Below are 13,140 nucleotides of genomic sequence, written 5' to 3'. Positions count from 1 at the left end.
CGTAGGAGCTGGCTTGCCAGCGAAGGCGTCAGTGAGAGCAACGCCAGACTCACGGGCCTGTTCGCCGGCAAACCGGCCCCTACCGATCAGTGGCGGGCGGGTGGCAATTCGATGCGCTCGCTTTCTCCCGGCACCTGCGGCCAGTCCCCGGCGGCCCAGCGTCTGCGAGCTTCATCGATCAACAGTGGATCGCTGGCGACGAAGTTCCAGTTGATCCGCCGCGGGCCGTCCAGGGCGGCGCCGCCGATCAGCACCGCGTGGCAATCGCTCTCGGCGAACAGCGTGGCGTTCTCCCCCTCTGGCAATACCACCAGCGAGTGCACGGGTAATGGCTCGCCGTCCAGTTGTGCCTCGCCCTCCAGTACATACAGCGCACGCTGTTGATGCTCGGTGGGAATCAGCAGGCTGGTGGCGGTCTGCAGCCGCAACTCGGCATACAGGGTGGGGGAGAGCACCGGCACCGGCGACTCCAGGCAGAAACCGCTGCCGGCAATCATCCGAATGCTCACCCCCAGGTTGTCGCTCACCGGCAGGCTGCTGGCCGGGTGATGGCTGTAGTGCCCCGGGCCCTGCTCCTGTTCTTTGGGCGAGGCCAGCCAGACCTGCAGGCCGTGCATGGCAAATCCCTGGGCCTGCAAGGGTGCTGGCGTGCGCTCGACATGGGCGATGGCGCTGCCGGCGGTCATCCAGCTGACGTCCCCGGCGCCCACGATCTGGTCGGAGCCCAGGCTGTCCTTGTGCTGGATCTGCCCGGCGAACAGGTAGGTCAGGGTGGAGAGGCCGATATGCGGATGCTGGCGGATATTCATGCCCTTGCCCGGCGGGTAGCGGGTTTCCAGCATGTGGTCGAAGAACACGAAAGGCCCGACACTGCGGCACTGGGCCGAAGGCAGGGGGCGCAGGATGGGCTGGCCTTCAACGTCCTCGGCACGGGGACGGATCACGAGGGGGGAGTTCATGGCGGATTCCAGGCTGATCGGGTTATGCCCGGGAGCATAACCCGCTTGTGCCCGCCTTGCCGCTACTGGCTGAAGGCGCCTTCGGAGAGGTGGGTCTCGATGCTGACTTCGCTGGTGGTCATCAGCTTGTGGATCGGGCAACGGTCGGCCACCCGATGCAGCTCATCACGCTGGGCGTCGGTGAGCACGCCCTTGAGGGTCAGCTTCACATGCAGGGCGTACTTGCCTTTCTGCTCTTCGCTGTTGTCGTGCTTGATCTCCACGGTGACCCCGGTCAGCGGGATGTTCTTCTTCTGCGCGTAGAGCTTGAGGGTCAGGGCCTTGCAGGCGCCCAGGGCGGCATCGAAGTAGTCATGGGGCTCGGGGGCGGTGCCTTCGCCACCGGCGGACTTGGGCAGGTCGGTGAACAACTGGTGGTCGTCGACCTGGATGCTGTGGCGGAAACCTTCGCTGGACTCGGTATTGACGGTGATGGTCATGGCAAACCTCAGGCAGTGATGAATAAGGATCAGGCTGTAAGGGTGCTGAAGTTATAGAGCATATCGAAGCGCGGGCGTTCCCCTTTTTCTGAACCTGCGGCTCGGCGTCGCGGTCTATCCTGCTTCGATCCATGGGAGGCGGCCCGGTGCACTGGAACCCTGTTCAAGCAAGCTGTTTGTGGGCGCTGCTGATGCTGCCGCTGGCGGTGGCCCAGGCGCGTGACTATGTGTACAGCGACGCGCACCTGCATTACGTGGACTTCTTCCAGGAAACCGCGGGCATGGAAGCCTTGCTCAAGGCCATGGATGACAACCGCATCGAGCAGGTGATGATTGCCGGGATTCCGGTGGCCAAGAAATGGCACGAGGATGAGCCCAAGCGCCCGCGCTACTACGCCGGGGACGATGCCGCGGCCTACTGGTACAGCGCCACCGACGTGCTGGTGGCCGCCGCGGTGAAAAAGCTGCCGGCCGAGCAGCGCCGGCGCTTTCATCCGTTCCTTTCGGGGTTCAACCCCAACGACAAGAACTCCGCGGCGCATATCCAGCGAATGCTCGATCTCGACCCGGGGCTGTGGCAGGGCATCGGCGAGGTCTTCACCCGGCACGACGATCTCACCGCGCTGACCGCCGGCGACACGCCGCGGGCCAATAACGAGGCGATGACCAAGGTCTATCACCTGGCGGCCGAGAACGACCTGCCGGTCATGCTGCACTCCAACATCACCTCCAAGCGCGAGCGCAATCCGCTGTACCTGGCGGAAATCGAAGAGCCGCTGCGCAATCACCCCCATACGCGTTTTATCTGGGCCCATGCCGGCACCAGTGCCGAGATCCATCGTCACCAGACCCGGCTGGAGTTCCTGCTGCCGACCCTGATGCGGCTGCTGGAGAGCTACCCCAACCTCTACATCGACCTGTCCTGGAGCTTGCTCACGCCCTATCTGCTGGATAAGCAGGGCAACCCCGACCCGGCCTGGCTGCAGCTGGTGGAGCGCTTCCCGGAGCGCTTCATGCTGGGTTCGGACGTGGTCGGGCGCTTCAACAAACTGGGGAGCGAGCTGCGGGGGTTCGATGGCTTTCTTGACGCCTTGCCGCAGGAGGTGGCACGCAAGGTGGCCCATGACAATTTCCTCGCCATCCTTCCCGCCAACCATCGTCCCTAGCAGGCGCCAGACTGTCATCAGCCTGTCATGCCTGCTTCATAAGCTCGCGCCATCTCAATCAAGGAGCGCGATATGCACCTCACTCGTTTAAGCGCACTGGCGGCGCTGATGATCTTCAGTGGCCTGGCCAGCGCCGAAGTCCGTGTCGAAGGGCCGGTGGAATACGGCGTGTTCGAAGGTCCCAAGGCCGAGCTGCAATCGGGGGAGCGGGTGCTGCGCCGCAGCAACGAGAAGATCCAGCAGACCTCCGTGGTGCCCGCCAGGCTGGGGACCAAGTTCGGCATGCGTTACCAGTTGCTGGGCAAGGTGGCCGAAGATCAGCCCCTGACTCTTCTTTACCTGACGCCGGGCATCCGTACGCCGGACGGGGTACGCCATGACAAGTTCGAAATCACTCAGAAACTGGTGCCCAACGCTCCCCAGGACGTGATGGCCTATGAGTTCACCGAAAGCCATGAGGTGGTCCCGGGCGAGTGGCGTTTCATGGTCTTCCAGGGCGACCGATTGTTGGCAGAACAGCGATTTTCTGTGCGCTGAATCGTTTTACGCCCAAGTATTGGAGTGCTAGGGCGTTTTGATATCACGTTTTTGTCTTACGCAATTTTCCAATGGCCCGATACCGTCTAAGAGCACCCTGCTGCAAGTTCTTGCAGCGCTCTAGGAAGGAGCCAGAGGAATGAGTCTTAGAAGTCTGAACATTGCGCTACGGGCGAGCCTGGGTTTCGGCTTGCTGGCGCTGATGGTGTTTGCCCTGGGGGCATTCGCCTTGATGCAGATGGGCAATATGCGCCAGCAGTCCGATGAAGTGGAAAGCAATTGGCTGCCCAGCGTGATGTCCGTAGGGGAAATGAACCAGGACCTGCTGCGCATTCGCGCCCTGACCCTGCGGTTGTTGATCAATCGCGACCCGCAGGCGATCACCCAGAACGAAAACAAGATCAACGAGATCAAGAGTGTCCTGGGGGGTGCCCAGAGCCGCTACGAATCCTTGATCCTCCTGCCCCAGGAGCGGGTCCTGTTCGATCGCTTCAAGACCATCGAAAAACAGTACCTGCAACGCCAGGAACGGGTCATGCAGCTCTCCAGCCAGAACCAGCTGGAGGAAGCGGTCAAGGTGGTCAATGGCGAAATGAACCAGCTGGCCGATGAGATGGCCGCGACCCTGCACGAGCTGGTGGAGCTGAACAAGCAAAGCGCGACCCATGCCACCGATATGGCCCAGGCGGTGTTCAGCAAGTCGCGGGTATGGGTGATCGGCATGATTGCCCTGGCGGCGCTGGTGACCATCGGCCTGGCCCTGTTGTTGACCCGCAGTATCGTCCTGCCTCTGGCGCAGTCGGTGAATGTGGCCGAAGTGGTGGCCGGCGGCGATCTGACCGGCACTATCACGGTGACCGGCAGGGACGAGCCGGCGCGCCTGCTGCACGCGCTCAAGGCCATGCAGCACAGCCTGCGGGAAACCATCCGGCGCATCTCCGATTCATCCAGCCAGCTGGCCTCGGCCTCGGAAGAGCTCAGTTGTGTCACCGAGGATGCGACCCGTGGCCTGCATCAGCAGAGCCTGGAGATCGAACAGGCGGCCACGGCGGTAAACCAGATGACCGCAGCGGTGGAGGAGGTGGCCAGTAACGCAGTGGCCACGTCCGAGGCCTCGCGGGAGTCCGACCGCATCGCCCAGCACGGGCGCGAGCAGGTGCACCAGACGGTGCTCTCGATTGAGTCGCTGGCGCAGGACGTGACGGCCAATGCCAGCCAGGTGGAGGATCTGGCGCAGAAGGTCTATGGCATCAGCAAGGTACTGGAGGTGATCCGTTCCATTGCCGAGCAGACCAACCTGCTGGCGTTGAACGCGGCCATCGAGGCGGCACGGGCCGGGGATGCGGGACGCGGGTTCGCAGTGGTGGCCGATGAAGTCCGGGCCCTGGCTCATCGGACCCAGCAGTCGACCCAGGAAATCGAGCAGATGATCGGCGGTATCCAGCAGGGCACCGACCAGGCCGTCAGTTCCATGCAGCAGAGCAACAACCGCGCCCATTCGACCCTGGAGGTGGCCAAGGCGGCAGGACAGGCGCTGGAGGAAATCGCATCGGCCTTCACCCAGATCAATGAGCGCAACATCGTCATTGCCAGCGCCTCGGAGCAGCAGGCGGCAGTGGCGCGGGAGGTGGACCGCAACCTGATGAACATCCGCGACCTGGCCTTGCAGACCTCCGCCGGGGCCAATCAGACCAGTGCGGCCAGCCAGGAGTTGTCGCGCCTGGCGGTGGACCTGAACAGCATGGTGGCGCGTTTCTCGGTCTGAGCCTTCTGGCAGGCGAAAAAAAGCCCCGAACCGGTCGGGGCTTTTTCATTCGGCGAAGCGGCGGGGCTTACTTACCCTGCCAGCGCTTCAGGACCAGGGTGGCGTTGGTGCCACCGAAGCCGAAGCTGTTGCTCATCACGGTGTTGATGGTGGCGTCTTCGCGGGTCTTGGTCAGGATCGGCATATCGGCCACTTCCGGATCCAGCTCGTCGATGTTGGCCGAACCGGCCATGAAGTTGCCTTCCATCATCAGCATGCAGTAGATCGCTTCGTGAACGCCGGCAGCGCCCAGGGAGTGACCCGACAGGCTCTTGGTGGAGCTGATGGCCGGGGCCTTGTCGCCGAACACTTCACGCACGCCCTTCATTTCCGCGACGTCGCCGACCGGGGTCGAAGTGCCGTGGGTGTTCAGGTAGTCGATAGGAGTGTCGACGGTGGACATGGCCATTTCCATGCAGCGGATTGCACCTTCGCCGCTTGGAGCCACCATGTCGTAGCCATCGGAAGTGGCGCCGTAGCCGACGATTTCCGCGTAGATCTTGGCGCCACGGGCCAGAGCGTGTTCCAGCTCCTCGACCACCACCATGCCGCCACCACCGGCGATGACGAAACCGTCACGCTTGGCGTCGTAGGCGCGGGAGGCCTTTTCCGGGGTTTCGTTGTACTGGGTCGACAGGGCACCCATGGCGTCGAACAGGAACGACTGGGTCCAATGCTCTTCTTCACCGCCACCGGCGAAGACGATGTCCTGCTTGCCCATCTGGATCTGTTCCATGGCGGTACCGATGCAGTGAGCACTGGTGGCGCAGGCAGAAGCGATGGAGTAGTTCAGGCCCTTGATCTTGAACGGGGTGGCCAGGCAGGCGGAAACGGTGCTGCTCATGGTCCGCGTAACGCGGTATGGGCCAACGCGCTTGACGCCTTTCTCGCGCAGGATGTCCAGCGCTTCCATCTGGTTCAGGGTCGAGGCGCCGCCGGAACCGGCGATCAGGCCGGTGCGCGGGTTGGACACTTGTTCTTCGCTCAGGCCGGAGTCGGCGATGGCGTCTTTCATGGCCAGGTAGGCGTAAGCCGCCGCGTGGCCGACGAAGCGATAGATCTTGCGGTCGATCAGCTCTTCGAGGTTCAGGTCAATGGAGCCGGAAACCTGGCTACGCAGACCCATTTCGGCATATTCCGGGTTGAAGCGGATGCCAGGGCGACTTGCACGCAGGTTAGCGGAGACGGTCTCTTTGTCATTGCCCAGGCACGAAACAATGCCAAGACCTGTGATAACGACGCGGCGCATGCGGATAACCCTTAGAAGTTGTCAGTTGAAGTAAACACGCCGACCCGGAGGCCTTCGGCGGTATAGATTTCGCGGCCGTCAACGCTGACCGAACCATCGGCGATGGCCATGTTCAGCTTGCCCTTGAGCACGCGCTTGATGTGAATGTTATAGGTGACTTTCTTGGCGGTCGGCAGGACCTGGCCGAAGAATTTCACTTCCCCCGAACCCAGGGCGCGACCGCGGCCCGGCAAGCCCTGCCAGCCGAGGAAGAAGCCCACCAGTTGCCACATGGCATCCAGGCCCAGGCAGCCTGGCATCACCGGGTCGCCTTCGAAGTGGCAAGCGAAGAACCACAGGTCTGGAGTGATATCCAGCTCAGCGACCAACTCACCTTTACCGTACTTGCCACCCTCTTCGCTGATATGGGTGATGCGATCCACCATCAGCATGTTGGGGGCGGGCAGTTGCGCGTTACCTGGGCCGAACAGCTCACCGCGACTGCAGCGCAGCAGGTCTTCCCGAGTAAAGGCGTTTTGTTTGGTCATGCGAGCTCCTCAATAGTCCCGTGCGGCAGGGTTGGGCAAATCTTCCCGGCCGATCGAAGCGTTCATGCCTCGAGCCGGCAGCCTACTCATAGACTATTGCGTTGTAGTGAAAGTCACAGCGCAAAGGGCATGAATGTACACTTGTGCACTGAAATTTTTTTTGAGGGCCTTTTCAGGGCCCCGTCGGGTGCCTAAGACTGCCGCACTTTCGCCCATGACGCCAGTCGTAGCTGTTGGAAAATAGCCGGTTATTGCACCCAACGTTGGAGAATTTGCTGCAGATCCGCGCGCTTGAAAGGCTTGGCCAGGTAGTCGTTCATGCCCGCTGCAAGGCAGGCTTCACGGTCGCCCTGCAAGGCGTTGGCGGTCAGGGCGATGATCGGTAAATCGGCACAGCCGGGCAGTTGGCGGATCTGCCGGGTGGCTTCATAGCCGTCGACCAGCGGCAGTCGGCAATCCATCATAATCGCCTCGAAGATCAGGCTTTCGGCACTGCGGACTGCCTGGGCGCCGTCGGTGACGATGCTCACGGTGAACCCCAGGCTGCGCAGCATGGCCTGGATCACGGTCTGGTTCACCGGGTTGTCTTCCACCAGCAGCACGTTGCGGCCTTCACCGGAGTGCTGATTGCTGCTCATCCGCGGGGCCAGTACCGGCAGGCTCTGCTGGAACAGCGCCAGGGGGATTTCCAGGGTGAACACCGAGCCTCGGCCTTCCTCGCTCTGGGCCCGCAGGGTGCCACCCATGCGCTCGGCCAGGGTGCGGGCGATGGGCAGGCCCAGGCCGGTGCCGCCATAGCGACGGGAAATCGAACTGTCGGCCTGCTGGAAGGCGTCGAACATCAGCTCCAGGCTGGCCGGGCTGATGCCGATACCGCTGTCGCGCACTGCGCAGGTGAACCACAGCAGTTCGTGATCCAGGGCCTGCCACTGGGGCTCGATGGTGATGCTGCCCTGCTCGGTGAATTTCAGGGCGTTGCCGATCAGGTTGACCAGGATCTGCCGGATTCGCGTCGGGTCGCCCTTGACCTGCAGCGACTCCATGCCCGGCGGCAGCCGCAGTTGCAAGTCCAGGCCGCGTTGCAGGGCGCTGTGCTGGAAGGCCTGGGCCGAGCTGGTGATCAGTTCGGCAAGGTTGAACGGGATGTGCTCCAGTTCCAGGGCCGAGCGTTCGATGCGGGAGAAGTCGAGGATGTCGTTGATCACCTTCAGCAGGTGTTCGGTGGATTCCGACGCCAGCGCCGCGTACTCGCTCTGTTCCTGGGTCATCTGGGTGGTTTCCAGCAGTTGCAGCATGCCCAGCACACCGTTCATCGGTGTGCGCAGCTCGTGGCTCATCATCGCCAGGAAATCCGACTTGGCCTTGTTCGCCCGTTCCGCCTCTTCCCGGGTCTGGATCAACTGGGACATGGCCTGGTGCTGCTCGCGGCTGGCCAGTTCCAGGCCGGCGGCGAGGTTGTTGATGTGCCGGGCCAGGTTGCCCAGCTCGCCATCGTCGACGATCGGCAGCGGGGTCTTGAAATCCCCTTCCTGGATTGCCTTCACCGCATCGCCCATGGCGCGGATAGGCTGTGCCAGGCCGGCCGCCAGGCGCCGGGCCAGGAGGAAGGTGAAGAGCAGGGCGAACAGCGCGAGGATGGCGGCCTTGAGGAGGATTTCCTGCTGGCGCTGGCTGAAGGCGTCGTTGGACATGCCGACGATCACCCGGCCCAGGTAACCATCGCCCTGGGCAGCCACGCTGGCCGGGTCGTTCTGCAGAAAGTCGTTGTGCACCTGGATGCGCTGCAGGCGTACCGGGGCCTGGAATACCTTGATCTGCTGCGCGTGGTTGTGGCTGGCCGAGGGCTGTTCCACGTACACCAGGATGTTGTTGGCGCTGTCCTGCACCTCCAGGAAGTGCACGTGGGGCGTGGCCAGGGTTGCCTGCAGCAGGCTCTCCAGGCCCTCGTTGTTGCCGGAGATCACCCCGTACTCGGTGGCTGGCGCCAGTTGATTGGCGATCAGTTGCCCGGTGTGGTTGAGCTCCTGGCGCAAGTCCTGGATACGCACGAAGGTAAAAAAGCTGATCAGTAGCAGGGTCAGGAGCAGGGCCGGGCCCAGGCTGATGAGCTGAGTGCGGGTCTGGATATCCCATCGGCGACGCAATGTCATGGGTGCTTCTCTCCTTCACTCAACTGGCGCGCAACGGCCTGCGGGTCGATTTCCTCGATGCCCAGCGAGCGTGCCACCTGTGGGTTGCTCAGTACTTTGAAAGCCGTCGGGTATAGCGCACGGGGCCAGCGAGCCGGCGGTTGGTCGAGCAGGCTGTCCAGGGTCTGCAGCCAGTCCTGCTGGTCGCTGTAGGTGCTGGCCAGGCTGCCGGCCCGGACGAAGCCGGCATTGGGGCCGATCAGCGCCTGTTGCCGGGCGTAGCTGCTCAGTAGCAGGTTCTTCACGGTTTTCGGGTTGTACAGCTTCGGATCATCCAGGCCCAGCAGCACTTCGCTGTTGCGCAGCAGGTTCTGCAGCGGGCGGCTGTCGCTGGTGCTGTCCCAGGGTTCGGCGATGATTTCCATGTTCAGGGTTTGCGCGGCCAGGTGCAGTTCCTTGAGCAGGAACTGACTGTCGGCGCTGTACAGCACCCCCACCCGGCGCGCCTGCGGCAGAACACTGCGGATCAGGCGTAACTGGCGCTCCAGGGGCGGATCGCTCCACAGCAGGCTCAACCGTGGATGAGGGCTTTGCACCAGGCGCTGTTGGGCCTGCAGGCGGCTGATGCGCAGGACCAGGGTCGGCGGGCCCAAGGGATCTTGCAGGCGCCAGTCGAGGCTTTGCGGGTCCAGCAGGATCAGGCGCGTGCTGCCGGGCAGTTGGCCCGGCGGCGGCAGTTGGGCCAGGGGGACGAAGCGCACCTGGTCCCGGGGGCGCTGGGCGGCCAGTTCTTCGGTGAAGGTGCGCACGCTGCTGTTGTCGTCGCTGGCGGTGAGCAGCACATCGGCCGCCCACAACGGGTTGCCCAGCAGCATGCCCAGTACCAGCAGGCACAGGCGACGATGTATGCGCAGGGCCTTCCAGGGCCGACAGTGGCCCATGTCAGAACTCGAGCTCCGCGCTGAAGTAGACCACGTGGCGCGAGTCGTAGAGATTGTCGGCGAAGGTGGTGGGCTGGTGGTCGAGCCGTTGCTGCAGGGTGCCGGCCAGTTCCAGGCTGGTCTTGCTGCCCAGGGCCAGGCGCTTGGCGATGCGGGTGTCGACCCGTTCGAATCGGTAGCCGTTGAGGGCGCTGTCGCCATAGTAGAAGAGCGCGCTGGACCAGCCCTGGCCCCAATTGCGCAGCCAGCCGGCGGAGCCGCTGTTGCTGGCGGTCAGGCGCTGGTCCAGGCGGTTGCTGGCCTGGGCATGGACGTAGGCGTAGGTCAGGCGCAGGCGGTCGGCGCGGCTCAGTTGCCAGTCCAGCTGGCTCTCGGTACCGGCGAAGCGCGAGGCGTTGCTGTTGCTGGCGATGTACTGGTTGTTGCGCAGCGGCTCGCTGATCATCCCGGTGATTTCGTCATAGAACAGCTTGATGTCGAGGTTCAGCGCCTGGTCGACGAAGTAACCGTTGTAGCCCAGTTCCCGGGAACGCATGTGCTCCTGGTCGAGGTTGCCGGGGCCACGGGTCTTGACGAAGTACTGGGCGCTGTTCTGGCCGTAGACCGGGGTACTCAGGCCGGTGACCCGGTAGCTCCAGTTGACGTTGTTCTCGAACATGTCCGGGGAGCGGATGGCTTCCGAATACACCGCCCGCAAGCCGTGGCGCGGGTTGATCAGGTAGTTGACCGCGATCCTCGGGGTCAGGGAGTTGCCGGTCAGCTGGGTGTCTTCGTACATAGCCCCGCCCTGGATCAGCCAATGTTCGCTGGCCCGCCACTCCAGCTGGCCGAACAGGCGCCAGGTGGTGTCGTCGAGGGTGCCGTTGAAGTAGGTTTCGGAGTCGGCCCGGTCGTAACGATAGTTCATGCCGCTGACCAGCCGCAGGTTGTCGCTGAGGCTCAGGGTGTCCTGCAGCTCCAGGTCGTAGCGGGTTTCCCGAGAGCTCTGGTCGATGTTGCCGCAGACCGTATTCTTGCCGCCGCCGGTTTTCCATTGGTCGATGACCTGGTTGGCCAATGCCTGTTCCGTCGGGGTTCCACCGGGCGTCGCGCTTAAATAATCGGGCATGTGGCGCGCCAGGCGCTCGGCGTAGTTCGGGTTGAGTTGCCACAGGCGTGTCAGCTCGGGGCTGAAGGAAATTGCCGCGTCGCAGGCACGCCAGGTCTGCTGGCGGTCCCAGTGTTGGGCCGAGCCCTGGATATAAAGGCTGTGCTGTGGATTGAGCTCCAGGTTCCAGCGCAGTGACCCGGCGTAGTCCTTGGCCACCACATCGGAGTTGTTGCCTTGCTGGGTTACCCCGTGGAACACCGGCTGATAGGTATAGGGCCGCTGGTTGGTGCCTTCCTTGGCATTCAACTGCCAGTCGATGCTCTGCTGTTCATTGAGCATCTGGCTCACGGACAGACTGAAGCGGTTCAAGCGCTTGCTGTCGCGGTAGTCGGCCCCCAGGCGATTCTTGTCGAAGCCATCATCTTCCTGCCCCGACAGCGACAGGCGCAGGTCGCCGCTTTCCCAGCCGGTACCCTGGCTGGCGTACCAGTCGCTGATGCCGCGCTGGCCCCGGGTCAGCTTGACCCGCGTGCCATGGCTGTTGGCCGGGGCGCGGGTGATGATGTTGACCACCGCCATCAGCGCGTTGGCGCCGTAGCTGACGGTATTGGGGCCGCGAAACACCTCGATGCGCTCGATGTCTTCCATGGCCACCGGGATATCGCTCCAGTCCACTGTCGCCAGGCCGGCGCGATACACCGAACGCCCGTCGATCAGCACTTGCATGCGCCGGGCTTCGCTGGCGTTGGTGCCGTGGTAGTTGACCGTGGCTTGGTTGCCGCTGATGGCGCCGACCATCATCCCCGGCACCAGGCGCAGCAGTTCGCTGATGTCCCGGGCGCCGCTGGCCTTGATCAACTCGTTGTCGAGCACCGTCATGCTGCCGGGAACCGCGGCAGGTGACTGTTTCAGGCGGGTGGCGGTGAGGACCTCGGGCAGGGCGGTGCCGTCCAGGAACAGATCGTCGGCCAGCACCGAGTGGCCGAACAGCATGCCCAGCAGCAGCGACAGACGAAGAGGTGAGGGGCCAGCGGACACGACACAGCCTTGAATCTTGATGGAAGGCGCGCATGTTAACCGAGATAGTCGAGTTTTCCAGTCGATAAGCCCGACATTCCCCGAATGACTCCACGTGTTCCCGACAGGTTGCCTGAATGGCCCCTGGGGCTGGTGGTGAGAAAACCGCCCCGTATAATGCCGCCATCGCCACTGCTATGGATTAACGGATTGCATATGACACAACAGCGCCCTATTGCGGTCCTGGGAGGCGGAAGTTTTGGTACCGCCGTGGCCAATCTGCTGGCCGAGAACGGTCACCGGGTGCGGCAGTGGATGCGCGACCCCGAGCAGGCCGAGGCCATTCGGGTCAACCGCGAGAATCCGCGCTACCTCAAGGGCATCAAGATTCATCCGGCGGTGGAGCCGGTCACCGACCTGCTGGCCACCCTCAATGACAGTGACCTGTGCTTTGTCGCCTTGCCCTCCAGCGCCCTGCGCTCGGTGCTGGCGCCCCACGCCGAGCTGCTCCGCGGCAAGCTGCTGGTCAGCCTGACCAAGGGCATCGAGGCCCAGACCTTCAAGCTGATGAGCGAGATCCTCCAGGACATCGCCCCGCAAGCGCGCATCGGCGTACTTTCCGGCCCCAACCTGGCTCGGGAAGTGGCCGAGCACGCCCTGACCGCCACCGTGGTCGCCAGTGAAGACGAAGAGCTCTGTCAGCGGGTCCAGGCCGCGCTGCATGGCCGCACCTTCCGTGTGTATGCCAGTGCCGACCGCTTCGGCGTGGAACTGGGCGGGGCGCTGAAGAACGTCTACGCGATCATCGCCGGCATGGCGGTGGCCCTGGGCATGGGGGAAAACACCAAGAGCATGCTGATTACCCGGGCGCTGGCGGAAATGACCCGCTTTGCCGTGAGCCAGGGCGCCAACCCCATGACCTTCCTCGGCCTGGCCGGGGTCGGCGACCTGATCGTCACCTGTTCCTCGCCCAAGAGCCGCAACTACCAGGTGGGCTTTGCCCTGGGCCAGGGCCTGAGCCTGGAAGAGGCGGTGACCCGCCTGGGTGAGGTGGCGGAGGGCGTCAACACCCTCAAGGTGCTCAAGGTCAAGGCTCAGGAGCTGGGGGTCTACATGCCGCTGGTGGCCGGCCTGCACGCGATCCTGTTCGAAGGGCGTACGCTGAACCAGGTAATCGAGCTCTTGATGCGCGGCGAGCCGAAAACCGACGTCGACTTTATCTCCACCAGCGGATTCAACTGA

Annotated in this window: 11 protein-coding genes and 1 pseudogene; 5 read left to right on the top strand and 7 right to left on the bottom strand. The window is 63.4% G+C overall.

Features of this window, described 5'->3' with window-relative positions:
• Positions 1 to 86: 86 nt before the first annotated feature.
• Both ACUXVH_RS22845 and ACUXVH_RS22840 read right to left on the bottom strand, forming a co-directional pair.
• Complete coding sequence (locus ACUXVH_RS22845; RefSeq protein ID WP_065363403.1) at positions 87 to 959, bottom strand: pirin family protein; 873 nt, start codon at positions 957 to 959, stop codon at positions 87 to 89.
• Positions 960 to 1,021: 62 nt separating this feature from the next.
• On the bottom strand, positions 1,022 to 1,438 hold the full coding sequence (locus tag ACUXVH_RS22840; protein WP_011060062.1) for an OsmC family protein: 417 nt from the start codon (positions 1,436 to 1,438) through the stop codon (positions 1,022 to 1,024).
• Between the two features lie 191 nt (positions 1,439 to 1,629).
• On the opposite strand from ACUXVH_RS22840, the gene ACUXVH_RS22835 reads away from it, so the two are divergent.
• The 4 genes and pseudogenes from ACUXVH_RS22835 (at position 1,630) to ACUXVH_RS22820 (ending at position 4,906) form a co-directional block, all read left to right on the top strand.
• A complete protein-coding gene (locus tag ACUXVH_RS22835; protein ID WP_370505840.1) occupies positions 1,630 to 2,604 on the top strand; it encodes an amidohydrolase family protein in 975 nt (324 codons plus the stop codon).
• Positions 2,605 to 2,676: 72 nt separating this feature from the next.
• Complete coding sequence (locus ACUXVH_RS22830; protein ID WP_015634675.1) at positions 2,677 to 3,141, top strand: DUF3859 domain-containing protein; 465 nt, start codon at positions 2,677 to 2,679, stop codon at positions 3,139 to 3,141.
• Positions 3,142 to 3,280: 139 nt separating this feature from the next.
• Positions 3,281 to 4,051, top strand: a pseudogene (locus ACUXVH_RS22825) (MCP four helix bundle domain-containing protein); the annotation flags it as partial.
• Positions 4,043 to 4,906 (top strand): methyl-accepting chemotaxis protein, encoded by an 864-nt coding sequence (locus ACUXVH_RS22820; protein WP_404940410.1) that lies wholly within the window; start codon positions 4,043 to 4,045, stop codon positions 4,904 to 4,906. The pseudogene ACUXVH_RS22825 and the gene ACUXVH_RS22820, both read left to right, overlap by 9 nt.
• 67 nt (positions 4,907 to 4,973) lie before the next feature.
• On the opposite strand, the gene fabB is transcribed toward ACUXVH_RS22820, so the two are convergent.
• The 5 genes from fabB to ACUXVH_RS22795 form a co-directional block, all read right to left on the bottom strand.
• Complete coding sequence (fabB, locus tag ACUXVH_RS22815; RefSeq protein WP_011060066.1) at positions 4,974 to 6,194, bottom strand: beta-ketoacyl-ACP synthase I; 1,221 nt, start codon at positions 6,192 to 6,194, stop codon at positions 4,974 to 4,976.
• An 11-nt stretch (positions 6,195 to 6,205) separates the two neighbouring features.
• Positions 6,206 to 6,721 carry a 3-hydroxyacyl-[acyl-carrier-protein] dehydratase FabA gene (gene fabA, locus ACUXVH_RS22810; protein WP_011060067.1) on the bottom strand — a complete coding sequence of 172 codons (516 nt, stop codon included), beginning with the start codon at positions 6,719 to 6,721 and terminating at the stop codon, positions 6,206 to 6,208.
• 248 nt (positions 6,722 to 6,969) lie between these two features.
• Positions 6,970 to 8,871, bottom strand: a complete 1,902-nt coding sequence (locus ACUXVH_RS22805) for an ATP-binding protein (protein WP_065363406.1) — start codon at positions 8,869 to 8,871, stop codon at positions 6,970 to 6,972.
• On the bottom strand, positions 8,868 to 9,791 hold the full coding sequence (locus ACUXVH_RS22800) for an ABC transporter substrate-binding protein (RefSeq protein ID WP_065363407.1): 924 nt from the start codon (positions 9,789 to 9,791) through the stop codon (positions 8,868 to 8,870). The genes ACUXVH_RS22805 and ACUXVH_RS22800 overlap by 4 nt, the downstream gene beginning before the upstream one ends.
• A gap of 1 nt (position 9,792) precedes the next feature.
• On the bottom strand, positions 9,793 to 11,919 hold the full coding sequence (locus tag ACUXVH_RS22795) for a TonB-dependent receptor plug domain-containing protein (RefSeq protein WP_015634679.1): 2,127 nt from the start codon (positions 11,917 to 11,919) through the stop codon (positions 9,793 to 9,795).
• Positions 11,920 to 12,114: 195 nt separating this feature from the next.
• Between ACUXVH_RS22795 and ACUXVH_RS22790 the strand changes: the two genes are divergently transcribed.
• Entirely contained in the window at positions 12,115 to 13,140 is a 1,026-nt protein-coding gene (locus ACUXVH_RS22790; RefSeq protein WP_011060071.1) for an NAD(P)H-dependent glycerol-3-phosphate dehydrogenase, read from the top strand.

It is taken from the genome of Pseudomonas sp. 8(2025), assembly GCF_052665325.1.
The sequence above is the reverse complement of the archived record's forward strand: the minus strand, read 5'-3'. Positions and strand labels throughout refer to the sequence as shown.

Coding starts and splice junctions, on each gene's coding strand:
- fabA (WP_011060067.1), bottom strand. CDS start 6,721: ATGACCAAACAAAACGCCTTTACTCGGGAAGACCTGCTGCGCTGCAGT.
- ACUXVH_RS22790 (WP_011060071.1), top strand. CDS start 12,115: ATGACACAACAGCGCCCTATTGCGGTCCTGGGAGGCGGAAGTTTTGGT.
- fabB (WP_011060066.1), bottom strand. CDS start 6,194: ATGCGCCGCGTCGTTATCACAGGTCTTGGCATTGTTTCGTGCCTGGGC.
- ACUXVH_RS22835 (WP_370505840.1), top strand. CDS start 1,630: ATGCTGCCGCTGGCGGTGGCCCAGGCGCGTGACTATGTGTACAGCGAC.
- ACUXVH_RS22820 (WP_404940410.1), top strand. CDS start 4,043: ATGCAGCACAGCCTGCGGGAAACCATCCGGCGCATCTCCGATTCATCC.
- ACUXVH_RS22845 (WP_065363403.1), bottom strand. CDS start 959: ATGAACTCCCCCCTCGTGATCCGTCCCCGTGCCGAGGACGTTGAAGGC.
- ACUXVH_RS22800 (WP_065363407.1), bottom strand. CDS start 9,791: ATGGGCCACTGTCGGCCCTGGAAGGCCCTGCGCATACATCGTCGCCTG.
- ACUXVH_RS22840 (WP_011060062.1), bottom strand. CDS start 1,438: ATGACCATCACCGTCAATACCGAGTCCAGCGAAGGTTTCCGCCACAGC.
- ACUXVH_RS22805 (WP_065363406.1), bottom strand. CDS start 8,871: ATGACATTGCGTCGCCGATGGGATATCCAGACCCGCACTCAGCTCATC.
- ACUXVH_RS22830 (WP_015634675.1), top strand. CDS start 2,677: ATGCACCTCACTCGTTTAAGCGCACTGGCGGCGCTGATGATCTTCAGT.